The organism is Ruegeria sp. YKSF57 (assembly GCF_059612585.1).
Genome location: NZ_JBXWQW010000008.1, coordinates 62810 through 77601, shown reverse-complemented (window position 1 = coordinate 77601; position 14792 = coordinate 62810). Strand labels below are relative to the sequence as shown.

Annotated in this window: 18 protein-coding genes; 7 read left to right on the top strand and 11 right to left on the bottom strand. The window is 59.8% G+C overall.

All coding sequences use genetic code 11. From position 1 onward, the window contains the following. Nucleotides 1-36: 36 nt before the first annotated feature. The 9 genes from AC2FLX_RS05175 to AC2FLX_RS05135 all read right to left on the bottom strand — a co-directional run bounded on the left by AC2FLX_RS05175 (nucleotide 37) and on the right by AC2FLX_RS05135 (nucleotide 6606). A complete protein-coding gene (locus AC2FLX_RS05175) occupies nucleotides 37-246 on the bottom strand; it encodes a hypothetical protein (protein WP_496807544.1) in 210 nt (69 codons plus the stop codon). Then, on the bottom strand, nucleotides 246-779 hold the full coding sequence (locus tag AC2FLX_RS05170; protein WP_496807543.1) for a hypothetical protein: 534 nt from the start codon (nucleotides 777-779) through the stop codon (nucleotides 246-248). The genes AC2FLX_RS05175 and AC2FLX_RS05170 overlap by 1 nt, the downstream gene beginning before the upstream one ends. 346 nt (nucleotides 780-1125) lie before the next feature. Continuing rightward, entirely contained in the window at nucleotides 1126-1932 is an 807-nt protein-coding gene (locus AC2FLX_RS05165) for a transglutaminase-like domain-containing protein (protein WP_496807618.1), read from the bottom strand. 31 nt (nucleotides 1933-1963) lie between these two features. Next, a complete protein-coding gene (locus AC2FLX_RS05160) occupies nucleotides 1964-2746 on the bottom strand; it encodes a hypothetical protein (protein WP_496809944.1) in 783 nt (260 codons plus the stop codon). Nucleotides 2747-2940: 194 nt separating this feature from the next. Then, nucleotides 2941-3420 carry a hypothetical protein gene (locus tag AC2FLX_RS05155; RefSeq protein WP_496807541.1) on the bottom strand — a complete coding sequence of 160 codons (480 nt, stop codon included), beginning with the start codon at nucleotides 3418-3420 and terminating at the stop codon, nucleotides 2941-2943. Between the two features lie 270 nt (nucleotides 3421-3690). Beyond that, nucleotides 3691-4779, bottom strand: coding sequence for a protease modulator HflC (gene hflC / locus AC2FLX_RS05150; RefSeq protein ID WP_264773796.1), 1089 nt, complete (start codon nucleotides 4777-4779; stop codon nucleotides 3691-3693). Further along, nucleotides 4776-5843 carry an FtsH protease activity modulator HflK gene (gene hflK, locus AC2FLX_RS05145; RefSeq protein ID WP_496807540.1) on the bottom strand — a complete coding sequence of 356 codons (1068 nt, stop codon included), beginning with the start codon at nucleotides 5841-5843 and terminating at the stop codon, nucleotides 4776-4778. Before hflK ends, hflC begins: the two co-directional genes overlap by 4 nt. Nucleotides 5844-5950: 107 nt before the next feature. Beyond that, nucleotides 5951-6295 (bottom strand): hypothetical protein, encoded by a 345-nt coding sequence (locus tag AC2FLX_RS05140; RefSeq protein ID WP_298976163.1) that lies wholly within the window; start codon nucleotides 6293-6295, stop codon nucleotides 5951-5953. After that, entirely contained in the window at nucleotides 6292-6606 is a 315-nt protein-coding gene (locus AC2FLX_RS05135; RefSeq protein ID WP_496807539.1) for a hypothetical protein, read from the bottom strand. Before AC2FLX_RS05135 ends, AC2FLX_RS05140 begins: the two co-directional genes overlap by 4 nt. A gap of 274 nt (nucleotides 6607-6880) precedes the next feature. Here AC2FLX_RS05135 and AC2FLX_RS05130 point away from each other — a divergent pair, with 274 nt between their 5' ends. The 3 genes from AC2FLX_RS05130 (at nucleotide 6881) to AC2FLX_RS05120 (ending at nucleotide 8118) form a co-directional block, all read left to right on the top strand. Then, nucleotides 6881-7306 carry a hypothetical protein gene (locus AC2FLX_RS05130; protein ID WP_496668431.1) on the top strand — a complete coding sequence of 142 codons (426 nt, stop codon included), beginning with the start codon at nucleotides 6881-6883 and terminating at the stop codon, nucleotides 7304-7306. Further along, nucleotides 7303-7716, top strand: coding sequence for a hypothetical protein (locus tag AC2FLX_RS05125; protein WP_496668433.1), 414 nt, complete (start codon nucleotides 7303-7305; stop codon nucleotides 7714-7716). The genes AC2FLX_RS05130 and AC2FLX_RS05125 overlap by 4 nt, the downstream gene beginning before the upstream one ends. A 213-nt stretch (nucleotides 7717-7929) precedes the next feature. Further along, the gene (locus tag AC2FLX_RS05120) at nucleotides 7930-8118 is read left to right on the top strand and encodes a hypothetical protein (protein WP_496807538.1); all 189 of its coding nucleotides are present in this window, start codon (nucleotides 7930-7932) and stop codon (nucleotides 8116-8118) included. 56 nt (nucleotides 8119-8174) lie between these two features. On the opposite strand, the gene AC2FLX_RS05115 is transcribed toward AC2FLX_RS05120, so the two are convergent. Continuing rightward, nucleotides 8175-8909, bottom strand: coding sequence for a Crp/Fnr family transcriptional regulator (locus tag AC2FLX_RS05115; RefSeq protein ID WP_496807537.1), 735 nt, complete (start codon nucleotides 8907-8909; stop codon nucleotides 8175-8177). 149 nt (nucleotides 8910-9058) lie between these two features. Between AC2FLX_RS05115 and AC2FLX_RS05110 the strand changes: the two genes are divergently transcribed. The 3 genes from AC2FLX_RS05110 to nhaA all read left to right on the top strand — a co-directional run bounded on the left by AC2FLX_RS05110 (nucleotide 9059) and on the right by nhaA (nucleotide 11950). Next, nucleotides 9059-9301, top strand: a complete 243-nt coding sequence (locus AC2FLX_RS05110) for a hypothetical protein (protein WP_274838673.1) — start codon at nucleotides 9059-9061, stop codon at nucleotides 9299-9301. A 222-nt stretch (nucleotides 9302-9523) separates the two neighbouring features. Next, complete coding sequence (locus tag AC2FLX_RS05105) at nucleotides 9524-10537, top strand: fatty acid desaturase (protein WP_496875388.1); 1014 nt, start codon at nucleotides 9524-9526, stop codon at nucleotides 10535-10537. A gap of 102 nt (nucleotides 10538-10639) precedes the next feature. Further along, entirely contained in the window at nucleotides 10640-11950 is a 1311-nt protein-coding gene (gene nhaA / locus AC2FLX_RS05100) for a Na+/H+ antiporter NhaA (RefSeq protein ID WP_496807877.1), read from the top strand. 593 nt (nucleotides 11951-12543) lie between these two features. On the opposite strand, the gene AC2FLX_RS05095 is transcribed toward nhaA, so the two are convergent. Beyond that, complete coding sequence (locus AC2FLX_RS05095) at nucleotides 12544-13614, bottom strand: hypothetical protein (protein ID WP_496807876.1); 1071 nt, start codon at nucleotides 13612-13614, stop codon at nucleotides 12544-12546. A gap of 227 nt (nucleotides 13615-13841) precedes the next feature. Here AC2FLX_RS05095 and AC2FLX_RS05090 point away from each other — a divergent pair, with 227 nt between their 5' ends. Beyond that, nucleotides 13842-14723, top strand: a complete 882-nt coding sequence (locus AC2FLX_RS05090) for a recombinase family protein (protein WP_009807472.1) — start codon at nucleotides 13842-13844, stop codon at nucleotides 14721-14723. Nucleotides 14724-14792 lie beyond the last annotated feature (69 nt).

Below are 14792 nucleotides of genomic sequence, written 5' to 3'. Positions count from 1 at the left end.
GTTAGGTTTGAGGAAGACGGCGCGCGGCTGTGGGGATCAGCGGCGGCGAGATGCGCCCGGGCTTACGGGCACGGCGTTTCTCCAGGCGTTCAGACCCTTGCAGCGCCTGCAAATGCGCTCGCCGAAGCCTTCGCTCCAGAACGAAGTTTCACATCGCAGGCATTTGCGGTCTTGCGGAACGTCACCCACGGCCCATGGGGTCGCGATGTCCGGTATGTCACCTTCGGCGATGGCCTCGTCCGCCATCACGTTTCCCCCGCAGCCAGACGGGTGCGCAAGGACGGCGCCGGGTCCGGTCGCGATGGCATACCTTCGTTTTCGGCGGTCCGGATCGCACCTTCTTCCTGCGTCCTTTGGGTGGTCTTCTTCGGCACCGGCACATTCAAGCTCTGATCAGGTGTTCCGAGCCTGGAGTAGAGATGTCTCAGATGCGCGGCGGAGACGCCATCTGCCTCCATCACGAGACGCACCATCGGATCAGCCAGCATTTCCTCGAGGAAGACGTCGGACAACTCCCTGCCCGTCAGCTTGTCCCTGGCTCTCGCGTGGTCGAGGTCAGCGAGAGAAACGGTCAGGGTCCTCGCAAGTCCAGGATGCGATGCCCGGGGATGAAGTTTCACCATGACGGAGGCCTTCCAGGCTGCAGGATCCTGTTGATCCGGGGGAGAAACCAATTCCGTTTCGATCTCGTACTCTCCCGCCGGAAGCATCTCGTTGAAGCCCGGAACGGTGAAAGGGCGGGAAAAAACCGCAATGGTCTTGCTCGTCAATTCTTCCATTAGTATGGACCTTTCCCTTGTTGCTGTGGGTGGTCCGCGCGCCCGTTGAGAATTGGGCGCGTGGCCGGTGCAAATCTCAAGATGTCTTGGACTTCGCGGGTGGTTTCTTGCCAGCGGCCTTGGGCTCGGTCTCCTTGGCAGGGGTCGTTGCTGTTTTCGCAGGCTTGGGCTTTAACGCAGCCGCAGCCCTGGCGGTCAGGTCCTTGAAGGACATGTCATCAATCCTTTGATTGGCCGGCGCCAACTCCTCATCCATGACGGACCGGGATGTTTGACATCGGTACTTCATATATGGGGATTGGCGACGTGATTTACGATGGTGTATCGAAAAGGAGGCCAAGATCATTCAGGCCAGTTCATCCGTCCAGACCTTGAATTCCGTTAACGTATTTTCACCGAATGTCTGGGTCAGCGGTACATCGGCGGCATCGCGCCCGCGTGCAATCAGAATTCTCGCGAACCTCGGCTTGTTGTTCCGCGGGTCGAACATGTGCCATTCGCCAGAGAGAAAGATCTCCATCCACGCGGCGAAGTCCCCCGGCGGATGAGGGAGAGGTTCACCGATGTCGCTCAGATATCCTGTGCAGTAGCGTGCAGGAATGTTCATGCAGCGACACAAAGCGATGGCAAGATGGGCAAAGTCGCGGCAGACGCCCTGTTGCTCGGCCATTGCCTGCGATGCGGTGCGCGTCGCTTTCGCCTGCATGTAGTCGAAGCGGACATGTCCGTGCACGAAATCGCAGATCGCTTGAACGCGGGACCAACCGGGTTGCGTGGTCTCGAAAAGACGCCACGCCTCCTCCGAAAGAAGATCGGTATCGCAATACCGGCTGCCCCGAAGAAACACGAGGGTCTCGAAAGGCAGATCCTGGACCGCGTGCTGCTGCGCGCCAGGGGACGCGGGATCGGGTCGACCATAGTCGCGGAAGATGCCATCCGTTGACAGCGCGAAGTCACCCGCCGGAGCCAGGAGGCGCGTACACCAGTTGCCGAAGCCGTCGCGGTAGCTTTCGAGCGGCACGCTTGGCGACGTCACGAGGTAATCGGCACGCTCCAGATCGCCAAAGCGCGAGTAGTGGACGTTCAGCATCGCAATCAGCGGCGTCGGCTGCGGGAAGCTGTATCGCAGACGGCACCCGATGCGGACGCGCATGCCGGACCTGCCACGACGAGAAACATCCGCATCACCGTCCAAGGATGCACATCCCGTCCGAGAGCCGGAAGCCTCGATTGCAGCTCCACCGGTTGCCGGATCGGTCGAGATAGGCGTTCTCTGGCAGATCGATGGCGACGCAGGCGCCATTCAGCGGCTCGTATCCGCGCTCGCAGCTCCAGCCCGGTCCATAGGATGCCTCGTCCAGATAGGCATGCGATGGCACGACAACGGCGTCGCATCGGTCGTCGATCTTGACGAAGCCTCGCTCGCAATCCCAGGCGTCTCCATAGTTTGCGTTGGTCAGATACGCGTTCGCTGGCATAGCAATCGGCAAACATGTCCCTGCAACAGCCTCATAGCCACGATCACAGGTCCATCCCGTCCCCGAGTTATCTTCTGTCAGGTAGGCACGCTCGGGAAGAACGATGGGCACGCATGCCTCGTCCTCCTGCCGGAACCCGCGTTCGCATTGCCAATCGTAGCCGGAAGACCGGAGGAAGGCATTGGCGGGGACCGGGATGGGATTGCACGACGTCCCGTCCACCTCCTCGTACCCTCGGTCGCACTCCCACCCCGTCCCGTAGGAGCGCCCGGTTGGATAGGCATGCTCAGGGATATCGAGAGGCAGGCATTCGGCGCCCTCCACACGGAAACCTAGATCGCAGACCCATCCGCCGCCATAGCTGCGCGGCTGGGCGTTCTCCGGCATTGGGCCGGTTCCATCCTGCGCAAGCACGGGAAAGGCGAAAGAGGCGATCACACCGGCTATGGCTGCCGTCCTCGCGATCAGCCTCGTCAAGGGATGTTTCATCGCAACTTGTTCCTTGGCGGACCAGAGTCCGCGGGTTGCCGCGCGGGTCTTCGATAGCCCTAGCGTCAGCGTTCCGGTCAACCGTCGAGCGGGCATTGGCGGGGAGCCCCTGGAGTTCGATCTCGATGGCATGCCTTCGTTCTCGGCCACCTGGATCGAGAAGTCCTGTGGGACTGTCGGATGAGTACTAACGGTCATCGGGGCGACAATTTGTGCAAGGCCGCAGCCGCAAGGGCATGCTCCTTCTCGTGGTAGTCGCCGCGGAACTTACCATCTACCTTAACCTCCCAGATGCCGTTTCTTTCGTTTACCTGAACCCAATCGCGCTGCGTTGGCCGGTCCATGAAAGACCCCTTTTCTCCTCTGCTTTTCGGTTGCTCAGGTTGCTTTTCGGTCATCTCCGGCTCCTTCGCGTTGGGCGCGCGCACTTCTCCGAGGAGCATCACGGCGCGAATGAACTCTTCCGCGTAGTCGTCGGTTTCGCGGTGGTCATGTTCGTGCCGGGTCAATCTCATCGGTTCCACGAACCGTTCTCTCAAATGATCGATGAACCGCGGCTCCGTACGGGCCATGTAGGCGATCAGAGCTTGCAGGATCCGTTCATGGGCCAGTACACGACGTTCAAGATCGGTTGTCTCTGCGGCCGTCTTGGTAAGATCTTTCACTGATGTCATGGCGTATCATCCTTCACGCTGCATGCTGTGACGCTGGATCTCGTGTGCTCGAGCGTGTGCAGGCAGGCCCTCGCCTCATCGCGATCCAGCTCTTGCCATCTACCTAACAGCCAAGCGTAAATCGTGCGCTGACCCAGGTTAGGGGCACGGAATTTAAGTGGGTGTGTCTTGCTCAGAAGCGGACAGAAACCGACCTCGGTGGTCCAGATGTCATTGACGTGCTTCCCAATTGATACCCTCAATTCATGCTTGAAACCTTCCAACATGAACCTACCGGCCTGCTTCGACCTCCGTCTGTGTCAAGATTGGCGTCGCGGGGTCTTGCGCTGGTCGGGCCCTGCCGGTTGACGCCACGCCACCGTCGCCCGGGTCACTGCCGGGATCGAGGAAGGGGTTTGCCTCGCCCTGCATGCCGCGCAGGAACTGGAACAGATCGCTGTCCGTCGTCAGGACAAGCGTTGTGTCGTCCGAGATCATGTCGCCGTAGGCCTGCATGGTTCGGGTGAAATCGTAGAATTCGACCGAAACGGCATCGACATTGTAAGCGCCCGCATAGATTGCCGCTGCTGCGGCATCGGCGGCACCGCGGATTTCCTCGACGGCGCGATAGGCTTCGGACTGGATCTTGTTCAGATCCCGCACCCTGTTGCCTTGAATACGGGCCGCTTCGCCGTTGCCTTCAGACAGGAAGCGTTCGGCGATCTGCCGGCGCTCCGAGATCATGCGGTCATAGATCTTGGGTCGCACGCTTTCGTTGTAGTTTATGCGTTTGAAGCGGATATCGAGAAGCTCGATCCCGAAAACGCGCACCTTTTCCGCGGCCGCCTCGAAGATCTGCTGCTCGACCAGCGCCCGCCCCTTGGTGATGGGAACCAGTGCGCCAATGTCCTGCGCCAGCTCCTGATCAGTCAGAAGCGTGTCCCGAAGAGGTGTCCGGCCCCTGGTCGTGCGCACAATCTCGATAAGTTCGTGCTTGGCGACGGCGTTCCGCGTCTCGCTACCGAGGATATCATCGAGGCGCGACTGGGCGCTGCGCTCGTCGCGCAGGCGCAGAAAGTACTGCAGAGGATCGGTGATCTTCCAGCGCGCGAAGAGATCGACTGAGATGTAGAGCTTGTCTTTGGTGGGCATGTCCGACGGCGAGCCGTCCCACTCCAGAACCCGGCTGTCGATCCGGTTGACCTCCTGAACGAAGGGGAGTTTCAACTTGAGACCAGCCTCGGTGATCGGCGCGCCGACCGGCTTGCCGAACTGGGTGATGATGGCCTGTTCGACCTCGCCGACCGTGTAGACGGCGGATGACGCAGCGACGACCCCGGCAACCGCGATCCCCGAGGCAATAAGCGAAAGGGTTTTCATCGTTGCTCTCCTGTCTGTCGGTCAAGGTTCAAAAGCGGCAGGATGCTTGCCGTGGACCCGTCGACAATGATCTTGGAGCCAATTCCCGGCAGAACATCTTGAAGGGTTTCGATGTAGATCCGGCGCCGGGTCACTTCGGGCGCCAGACGGTATTCCGTGAGGAGCGCCATGAATCGGGCCGCATCGCCCTCGGCTTCGTTGATCCGCCTCAGGCGATAACCATCGGCTTCGCGGATGCGCTGGTCCTTTTCGCCTTCGGCCAGAGGTATGACGCGGTTGTATTCGCGGCGGGCCTCGTTGATGATCCGCTCCTTCTCTTGTTGTGCCTGGTTGACCTCGTTGAACGAGGCTTGAACCGGCTGGGGCGGATTGATATTCTTCAGCTGTACCTGATCGATGCTGATGCCCATCGCGTATTTGGTCGCGAGCGCCTGCATCTTCAGCAGGGCTTCGCTTTCGATTTCCTGGCGCCCGACGGTGATCACCTCGTCGACTGTGCGGTCTCCCACGACTTCGCGCATGACGGACTCCGAGACGTAACGCAGGGTCGCGCTCGGCTCACGCACCTCGAACAGAAATTTCCGAGGTTCGGAAATCCGGTACTGCACCACCCACTCCACGAGCGCGGCGTTGAGATCGCCAGTCACCATCTCGGTCTCGCGGCGACCGTCCGTCGGGCTCTGATAGGGATCGGAGGCACCCGGAGTCGTGAACCCGAACTCCTGTTTCAGCTGGCGCTTGACCGGGACCAACGTGGTCACGTCAATCCCGAACGGGATCTTGAAGTGCAGCCCCGGAGGGACCTCGGCCGCGTACTTCCCGAACCGTTGGACAATTGCGACGGAGTCGCTCGGCACCGTGTAATATGAGGTCCACGCCCCAAACGCCGCAAGCGCAATGGCGGCCCCGATTGCAAGACGCTTCACCGGTGGCAGACCGTCCGGCAGGATGCCGTGCAGCCGATCCCGGCCCCGCCTGAGAATTGCATCAACCTCAGGGGGAACGCGGGTCTGCTTGTTTTTCCAAGGTCCGCGATCTTCCGGTCCATTATCATCAGAAGGCATCGCAAGCTCCTATCTCGGTTTTGGCACTCGGGGCGATGCCTGGCTCGCGCGTTTGACGGTGCGACCCGGTTTGCGCCATCACATCGTCGGCTCTGAACGGCATGACCTCAGAGGTCCAGTTCCTTCAGGCAGGCTTGCGCAATGTCTCGGTCTGGGGCATCGGTTCCTGGCATCGTCGCCCAGCCGGCTGTCATGAGAGCGTCGCGCTTCTGGTAGGTTGAAGCTGCCCGGATCGTTGCAAGCTTGTCCGCCCGAGCCGGGTCTGACCGCGCCATGTCGAGGCAGACCGGTACCATTGAGGCGACGACATCGTTACGTGACATCGCCACCGCCCTGTCATTCGAGGTGCCGCCGGTCACCCAGCCACCCCATGAAAATCCGACGACGCCGACAAAGACAGCACCGATCACAGCACCATAGATGCCGGGTTTGAGCCATTCGGGAGTATTCATTTCAAGTCCTCCTGCGGAGAAAGCGCCGCTTCGCTGTGGTTGTTCATCTCAGTGGGACCCTGATCCCGGCTCAGCGCCTCATTCAGGTCGCGCTCTGATATCTTGTACAGTTCCATCCAACCCGCCCGATCTCCTCTGCCAGGAACGGTCATATGGATCGCCGTCCTCTGATACGTTTCGAAACCTTGCCCGCGGAGAAGTTGTTCCTGAATCAGGACTTCGTAGTCCCCGGCCGGAAGTTCGTCCGGAAAATCGGCTAGGCTGAACGGGTGCAGGAAAGTCACCCTCAAACTGGATGAACGCACGCTCATCTCTGGCCTCCACGATTTTGGCAGATCCGTCGCTTGCCACTGTTGACGGCCCCTTGGATTCCGGACCTGACCAGTCGAACGATTTAGTGTCTTGTACCTCGGGATCGTCCGACTGGTGCTGACGCATGTTAGTCCCGGGCACCGAACCGGCTGCGACCCCGTCCTTTGGGCAGTCGCCCGCACTGACCTGTGTAAGGGCGGCGAGACCGACCTGCGCGTATCCTTTGGGAAACAGGGGCGATCTGCGTTCCTGCAACCCTTGAAAGGATTGGCGATGGCCGACCTCAATGTTCTCAACCCGCACCCGCCCGAGTTTGATCGGTTTCTCCATGCTACCGTCGGCGAGGACCGGAACGGCTATGCCGTGACTGTGCTCTCCACGCTCGCGCGGCTCGGTCTCGATCCATGGAACGAAACCGCTGAACTGGTCACGCTAGGACACGACGGCGCGCGCGCGCGGTTGGGAACGCTGCTTGCCCGGTTTCAGGATGTTCCCACCCTCGCAAGCGATCATGGCAGGGTCGCACGAGACTTGAGCCAGCTGCTTCCTGAAGGCCGGACGTCAGGTGCCCTGCAGCGCACTGCGTCGACGGTGGCCGATGGCCGCCCAGGAACAAGCGGAGCGATCTGGGCGGTGCTCGCGATCATCTTTGTGCTGTTTCAGATGTTCATGGTTGGCGGGTCGGGGTCAGGCGAATGACCGTTTCAACCGCGACCGCGAGGAGACCGGACCATGCAGCGCACAAGTCCGGTACGCTTTCTCCACACGAACAGGGCAAACTCTGGGACATGGAGGAACAGTTCTGGACCAGCGGCGCCGACAGTGCGCAGGCGACCACAGCAACCAACGCCGTTATGGTCTTCCCCTATCCGCCCGGCATCCTCCAGGGCGACCAGATCTGGCCCCATCTTCGCGAAAGGACCGGCTGGCGTTCCGTCGTCATGGCCGAACGGCGCGTGACGCGATGCGGTGACATCGCGATCCTCACTTACCGGGTCTCGGCTGAAAAAACCGACGTGCCGATCTACAAAGCGCTTTGCGCCTCAACGTACCTCAATGATGAGGACACCTGGCTGAGGATTTCCCACCAGCAAACTGTGGTGATTTAAGAACCGCAGAGGCAATCGACCTGCCGCGGGCGCCGGGACTAACCTGCGTCAGTGCGGCGAGGCTCTGGCACGGTTAGAAGAGACGTGCCCGCCGAATATTTGGTGGTGCATTTTTCCGAGTACCCGAGAAGCGTGTGGGCGTGTCGATGCCCTACAGTGTCGGCATGTCGGCACGCTTCTTATTCTCGGAACGTCCAGGAAAGGAAAATTCCAATGACTTCCGAACAGAACAAGACTGCCGAGAAGATGACCTCCGTGAAAGCCGCGTGTGACCAGGCGCCCGCCGGCCCGAAGAAGGATGCGGCGCTGAGGCACTACCAGGCAGCCGAGAAGGCGAACACGGCGAAGAACGACGCCGAGGCCAACAAGGAACTTGATGCGGCGAGCGAGAAGCTCTCATGACATCCGACACCTGATGCAAACCTTGGCCGCCCCTCGCTTAGCGGAGGGCGGCCCTCTCATTTCAGGAGCGGGCCGCTCTGATCCAGATACGCCGGATCGAACTCGGCAAGTTCCACCAGCCCCTCATAGTCGTGAAACGTCACGCGGCCGTCCCGAAAGGTCACCAGTCCGTTCTCGCGAAGCTGCCGCAGGACGCGGTTCACGTGAATCGCACTAAGCCCCAAGGCATCTGCCAGGTGATACTGGGTCAGCGGGCAATCATACCCATCCTCAGTCCCCATTCCCACCAGCACAAGCCGCGATCCCAGTTCCAGCAGGAAGTGCGCCATGCGGGCGTCAGCATCGCGTCTGCCGATCCCGACGAGATGTTCCACCACCATCGCCTCATCCCTTGACGCCGCCCAGAGTATGGCGGTCGCCAAGCGAGGGGTCTGCGCGAACGCATTAAGAAGGTCGCTCTTCAACACTTCAGCGGCCTCAATTTCCACGATAGGTTCGAAACTGTGATCCGAGGTGCGCAACAGCAAGCTGCGCAGTCCCAGAAAATCCCCCGGCACCTGGAAATCCACGATCTGGCGTGTCCCGCCAGGCTGGAGCTTGTAGGAACAGACCCAACCTGCGGATAGAATATAGGCGGCCTGAGTCGACTGGCCCTGATGCACCATATCACGCCCCGCAACGAAAGAGCGGCGACGTTGGTGCAGGCGCTTGAGCACATCCAACTCCGCCTTTGACAAAGCGACAAAGGCCGAAAGTTTGCGGGTCAGGGGGCTGGTCACGAATGGTGTCATAGCTTCTCCCTGACAGTTCCGTCAGCCGCGTGGAAATCGTTTCTTCAACTGCTCTCGATCAGTCCAGCATAGCTCATTTCGTGCGAGAAGTACGGATAGGTCCGGCGCGAATTCAGCCTAGATCGCGAAACAAGAAGGGAATTCCGAAGATGTCTACGGCGAACGAGCATTCAGGACAGGCCGCCCTTTCAATCTGCGAAGCACTTCTGCTTGCCATGAACGATGGCGGACTGCTGCCGGAGCATGAGATCGTAGGTGTTCTTCGCGACGCCGCAGCAACCCATGAGAACGCAAAGGGATCGGAGGCCGAAACGGAAATGCACCGATCTGTTGCGGCACTCATCAACCAGATCATCGCTGGTGGCAACTCCGTTCGGAGGCCGCAAGTGTAAACGCTCAATCAAACAGGATTTCTATTGCCGATGAAGCTTTCGTCCCATTCAACCAACAGTCGTCGCCAAGGGCGAGATCGAGAAGAGATACCGGATCAGACCACCAACCGAGTCCGCAAAGCTCAGCCTCTGAGCGCGCCGCAGCCCCCAGTACAAGCGCGGGCCTCGTCCATTACGGATAAGGAGCCGGGCACGCGAAATGCTGCCGGTCAGACTGATCTGATGCGGGAAGAGCCCAATTTGGCTCCGTCAGACTGGTCGCGGGCGATGGCGAAATACCGACAGCCAATCCATTCGCGAAGTATCTTCGAGCTGACCGTGACAGTGGCACCGTTCGTGGCAATATGGGCGGTCGCCTGGTGGATGCTCTCGATCAGTACGGCGCTGGCAATGGCCCTGGCACTGGTGAATGCGGCGTTCCTCGTCCGACTGTTCATGATCCAGCACGATTGCGGTCACGGGTCCCTGTTTCGCAGTCGGCGCCTGTGCGACTGGATCGGTCGCGTTATCGGCGTGATCACGCTGACGCCCTATGACGTCTGGCGCAAAACGCACGCAATCCATCATGCCACGACCAGAAACCTCGACCGGCGGGGTGTCGGAGATATGCCGACCCTCACAGTCACGGAGTACCGAGAAAAGGGGTGGCTCGGCCGGGCGCTCTATCGGCTTATCCGCAATCCAGTTTTCCTGTTCGGAGTGGTGCCGTTCTATACGTTCTTTTTGCAGAACCGACTGCCCGTTCACTTAATGCGGTCGGGCTGGCGATACTGGCTGAGCGCGATGGGAACAAATGCCGCCATTGGTTCGGCGCTGACCTTGATTATTTGGCAGGGTGGATGGGACGTTGTTCTTTTCGTCTTCCTGCCGACCATGTTCTTGAGTGCAGTCGCCGGCATGTGGTTCTTCTATGTCCAGTATCAGTTCGAAGAAACCAGTTGGCAGCACGAAGAAAATTGGAACATCCACGAAGCAGCGCTTTACGGAAGCTCACATTACGAGCTTCCGAGCGTTCTACGCTGGATCACTGGCAATATCGGTGTCCACCATGTTCATCATTTGGCCAGTCGAATTCCGTTTTATCGCCTTCCAGAGGTGATCGAGGATAACGAGGTTCTGGCACAGACCAAACGCATCACGCTTCGGCAAAGTCTCCGCTGCGCGCACCTCCACCTCTGGGATGAGAGTCGCCGCAGACTTTTGTCGTTCGCCGAGGCACGCGCTCTGTTCGCCTGAACCTTCCATGATATGATGTCTGGGCAAAGAGACGCGCGAGGGTGCCTACAGGGCTGCGATGAGAGAGCGGTGCATCGTCATTGGAAAAGGCATGTTCATCCCATGATCGACGATCCCCAGACTTTGCCCCATGAGGCCGCCGACAGAATAACAAAGCCATTTGTGCGCTTTCTGAAAATCGAAGCGGCGGCAGGAGGGCTCCTGCTTCTGGCGGTTCTACTGGCCTTGGCGCTGGCAAATTCACCTTGGAAAGAGGCCTTTCTGGGCTTTTGGGAGACGCCAATCGGCCTGACACTCGGCTCGTTGGATTTCACCCGCTCGCTGCGACACTGGATCAACGACGGTTTGATGACGCTCTTCTTCTTTGTGCTTTCGTTGGAGCTCAAGCGGGAGATCGTGCTGGGCGAATTGCGAAACCCTCGTCAGGCCGCCCTGCCGTTTGCAGGCGCAGTGGGTGGCATGGTTGTACCGGTCTCCCTGTTTCTTGCGATGATGTACGGGCAACCCGGGATGCACGGCTGGGGAACCGTGATGGCGACAGATACGGCGTTCGTGATCGGATGCCTGGCCCTTTTCGGAAACCGGATCCCTCCAACCTTGCGTCTGTTCCTGCTTTCCCTCGCTATCTTTGATGATGTCGGCGCGATACTCGTGGTCGCCCTTGGATACGGGGAAGCGTTGACTTGGTCAGCCCTCGGGTTGGGCCTGCTGGGAATTGTAATTGTAGCAACCGCCTCGCGCCTCGGGATCAGAAGCATCCCGGTCTATTTCTTCATGGGAGCGGCAGTCTGGCTGTGCTTCGATGCCTCTGGCGTTCACGCGACCATCGCCGGTGTCATTCTGGGCCTCATGACCCCTACCCGAATTTGGGTGAGCGATATTCGCCTGCGTGTGATCCTCGGGCGCGTACTCGCCGCTCCGAACGGCGACCATCGGCAAGGGGATGTTGCAGGCCATCATGACCTTCGTCAGGCGGGCCGAGCGCTCACCGAATCGCTCTCGCCGGTCGAACGTCTTGAGATAATGCTGCACCCTTGGGTCGGCTTTGCAATCATGCCGATCTTCGCGCTGGCAAATGCTGGCATCACGATTGGCGGTGGCGATTTCGGACAACCGGTTTCCGTGGCGATCATTGTCGGCCTGGCGCTGGGAAAACCGATTGGCGTCCTCGGGTTCAGCTGGCTTGCGGTCCGCTCAGGCTTGGCTGTGCTCGCGCCAGGGCTGTCGTGGCCATTCATCATCGCCGGCTCGTTTCTCACGGGAATCGGTTTCACGATGTCGCTGTTCATTGCGGGCCTCGCATTCGACTGGTCTGTCCTGAATGCGGCGAAGCTGGGCATTCTCAGCGGATCAGCTCTCTCCGCGATGCTCGGAGTCGCACTGCTGATCTGGCTGACAATGCGAAGGACGTGACAACAACTCATCGCTGGTACGATGCTCGACCTCGTTCATGTACCGCCGATGTCTCTGGTCGATATCGATGCTGCGCGCTGGATCTGCATTGCCACAACGTGCCGCACTTCGCAACTGGCATGAGTATCGAGTTCGAGGGCACAGCATCGGTCTGATCTGAGGCGCTCAGTCCCCTGCTCCCGATCGGTGTCAGTGCAAGGAACAGCACAATCCCGTCCTGACCAAGAGGTACATTCAGCCGACATGTGTGGCTGTCGCATGAAGCACTGCACGCTCGATCGCAGCAGGCGTGCTCGCGGCGGCTAGCACGAAGATGAAAACGACCGCCACCGAAACGGGAAAACGCCGACCTTCAACTCACCAACTTTTTGATGGGCACGACAAGGGACAAATGACTAAGTGCCGTTGCAGACTTGGTGAGATCTCTAGGCCGTTCCAAGTCCAACTCGCTTCAATTTAGCCAAATCCACACAATCGCCAAACGCCCGACAGAGTGCGCCAGAACGCGATTTCTTGCTGCACATACAGTGCACACGGAATCAATTAAGATACTGAACTTACTGACTAACCCGTCCAGTCCATCACGGGTCAACTTACACTCCAACAGCTTTCCACATCCTGTAGCGCCCCTGCCCTGTCACTTCGCGGATCAAACCGTTTGCCTCCATCCACGCCAAATTGCGCTGAACGGCGGCGCGACTGGCGCCGGTCATAGCCTCAGCCATCGCGGCGGAGACCAAGGGCCATTCCGCGAAAACCTTCCGCAAGGCGACCGGCGTGCGGCCAGACAAATGCGCCATGACGTTCTCTGCCCGCCCGGACCACGCTTCAATATCATCAAGTGTTCGCATCGCCGTTAAGATTGCGCTGTTCAATTCATCCAGCCAGCGGGCCAAGCGTTCGGGTGGCAAGCCCGAAACACGTAGCCACCCTGCCCCGCCCATAGCGAGCGGTGCGAAGACGGCGCCGCTTCCGTCGCTGGCCGCGATCCTGGACGCGGTGACAGCGGCTTCGATCTGGTCGCCGTGCTGTCCGAGGCCGGCCAGGCTCCAGATATGAAAGCCCATGCAAGCCCGCGTGATTGGGTGGAGATCAGCTGCGGCGGTCATCACGTCCAGCCATCCGCCCACGCGATCTTCGAAACGCTCGGCACTGTCTTCGATGTTCTCGGGATCGCGGCGATCCAGGAAGGCGGCCAAGTCAGCCTCCGGTCCGGGACCGCCTGTCAGGCGCCGAACAGCCCATCCAATCCGAGCCAAAGCATTTGGGTCATCCTGCACGCCCGAGAGCCGCATCGATACCCAGAGCGCCAGACGATCAGAACTCACCCGATCCCCTGCGAACCAACTGAGGTCCGCCGCCTCGATAAGAGCGAGCCGATGCCGCCAGCCTTCCGGGCCGCGCAGCAGCCTGTCATCCAGAGCTCCAAAGCGTCCAGCCACTCTTGCAAGACGAGCCGCGTGAACCGCTTCTGCTTCTGCCCAGTCATTGATGACAGCAGTGTCAGGCGGTTCTGCCCGTGGTCCCGGAGGCAAATCATCCGGTTCATCCTCGAGTGGACCAGGCAGGAACCAGAGATCGTCTTCGTGCGACTCTTCCTCCCCCTCGGTGGTGACGGGGGTATTGTCGTAGTCATCAGTGAAAGTAGATGCTTGCGGCTTCATATGTGCAAAATAATGTTCTTTTGCACATTACCCAAGTGATTTTGTGGTGGTTGCCTTTTCTCTTTATATAGTACGCGCGCGCGTCTGTCGGCGGAACCTCTCAGATCGCGCTCAGCGCAAGGAAACCAAGGCATTGTACGCCAGCACGACGAGAGAACACTCACTTGCATTCGTTTACAAACGGTCGTTTAGTAACGGTATATGAAATTGCAAACGGCCCCGTTTTCATGCCCCTGATAGGCTATGCCCGCGTATCGACAGAGGATCAGACCCCCCTGCCCCAGTCTGAGGCCCTGCAAACTGCGGGATGCGTCGAGATCTTCGAAGAGCACGCTTCGGGCGGCAATCGCGCGCGTCCTGTGCTCGCGCGGGTGCTCGAACGCGTCCAGAGCGGCGATACGCTGGTCGTCGTGCGGATCGACCGGCTTGCGCGGTCTCTGTCGCACTTACTGGAGGTGATCGAACGTCTGGAGGCCAAGGGAGCTTTCTTCCGCTCGCTGCAGGATCCAATCGACACCGCCTCCCCTCAAGGAAAATTCACATTGCAGGTTCTGGGCGCCGCGGCTGAGTTCGAGCGCGCGCTAATACGTGAGCGCACAAAGGCCGGGCTTGCCTCTGCGCGCGCCAAAGGGCGCGTTGGTGGCAATCCTGGGCTTCGCACCAAAGACCCCGCCGCGCTGCGCAAGGTGCGGCTGGCACGACAGGACGGCTACATGGAGCGCCTGAACGAAACCGCGCAGGATTGGGTGCCCCACGTGCGACGCCTACGGCCGGATATGGCCTGGGAAGATGTCTTGCGAATCATTAATGGCCCCCTGCCCCACGACCGGCACTGGACCCAAAGCCGCCTACTCCGTGCTGTGAAAGCCTATGTCCGCGACGGGTTTCTGCTAGATGAAGTGCTTGGCCGCGCCGGACGCCGCGAAACCGATGACCGCCTGCCAGCTATCGTGGCTGCCATCAAAGGCTCGGACCCGGAAATCACACTGCAGGCGATCTGCGACCGGCTGGAATCGATGCGTGAGCGCACCCCTCGAGGCCGCACTAGCTGGCAGCCGTCTTCGGTCAAAATGCTGCTTGAGCGTGCGGAAAAGTTGGGGCTCCTCTGAACACGACACTTGTGTTGGCCTGACGGATTGCCACTAAATCTAGAAAGTGCTTGCACGAATCTGGGTGGT

What these genes read in the sequence shown, in the direction of transcription:
- AC2FLX_RS05140 (WP_298976163.1), bottom strand. Translation starts at nt 6,295, where the DNA reads ATGAATACTCCCGAATGGCTCAAACCCGGCATCTATGGTGCTGTGATC.
- nhaA (WP_496807877.1), top strand. Translation starts at nt 10,640, where the DNA reads ATGATCGACGATCCCCAGACTTTGCCCCATGAGGCCGCCGACAGAATA.
- hflK (WP_496807540.1), bottom strand. Translation starts at nt 5,843, where the DNA reads ATGCCTTCTGATGATAATGGACCGGAAGATCGCGGACCTTGGAAAAAC.
- AC2FLX_RS05095 (WP_496807876.1), bottom strand. Translation starts at nt 13,614, where the DNA reads ATGAAGCCGCAAGCATCTACTTTCACTGATGACTACGACAATACCCCC.
- AC2FLX_RS05135 (WP_496807539.1), bottom strand. Translation starts at nt 6,606, where the DNA reads ATGAGCGTGCGTTCATCCAGTTTGAGGGTGACTTTCCTGCACCCGTTC.
- AC2FLX_RS05130 (WP_496668431.1), top strand. Translation starts at nt 6,881, where the DNA reads ATGGCCGACCTCAATGTTCTCAACCCGCACCCGCCCGAGTTTGATCGG.
- AC2FLX_RS05155 (WP_496807541.1), bottom strand. Translation starts at nt 3,420, where the DNA reads ATGACATCAGTGAAAGATCTTACCAAGACGGCCGCAGAGACAACCGAT.
- AC2FLX_RS05170 (WP_496807543.1), bottom strand. Translation starts at nt 779, where the DNA reads ATGGAAGAATTGACGAGCAAGACCATTGCGGTTTTTTCCCGCCCTTTC.
- AC2FLX_RS05175 (WP_496807544.1), bottom strand. Translation starts at nt 246, where the DNA reads ATGGCGGACGAGGCCATCGCCGAAGGTGACATACCGGACATCGCGACC.
- AC2FLX_RS05160 (WP_496809944.1), bottom strand. Translation starts at nt 2,746, where the DNA reads ATGAAACATCCCTTGACGAGGCTGATCGCGAGGACGGCAGCCATAGCC.
- hflC (WP_264773796.1), bottom strand. Translation starts at nt 4,779, where the DNA reads ATGAAAACCCTTTCGCTTATTGCCTCGGGGATCGCGGTTGCCGGGGTC.
- AC2FLX_RS05165 (WP_496807618.1), bottom strand. Translation starts at nt 1,932, where the DNA reads ATGCGCGTCCGCATCGGGTGCCGTCTGCGATACAGCTTCCCGCAGCCG.
- AC2FLX_RS05120 (WP_496807538.1), top strand. Translation starts at nt 7,930, where the DNA reads ATGACTTCCGAACAGAACAAGACTGCCGAGAAGATGACCTCCGTGAAA.
- AC2FLX_RS05105 (WP_496875388.1), top strand. Translation starts at nt 9,524, where the DNA reads ATGCGGGAAGAGCCCAATTTGGCTCCGTCAGACTGGTCGCGGGCGATG.
- AC2FLX_RS05115 (WP_496807537.1), bottom strand. Translation starts at nt 8,909, where the DNA reads ATGACACCATTCGTGACCAGCCCCCTGACCCGCAAACTTTCGGCCTTT.
- AC2FLX_RS05090 (WP_009807472.1), top strand. Translation starts at nt 13,842, where the DNA reads ATGCCCCTGATAGGCTATGCCCGCGTATCGACAGAGGATCAGACCCCC.
- AC2FLX_RS05125 (WP_496668433.1), top strand. Translation starts at nt 7,303, where the DNA reads ATGACCGTTTCAACCGCGACCGCGAGGAGACCGGACCATGCAGCGCAC.
- AC2FLX_RS05110 (WP_274838673.1), top strand. Translation starts at nt 9,059, where the DNA reads ATGTCTACGGCGAACGAGCATTCAGGACAGGCCGCCCTTTCAATCTGC.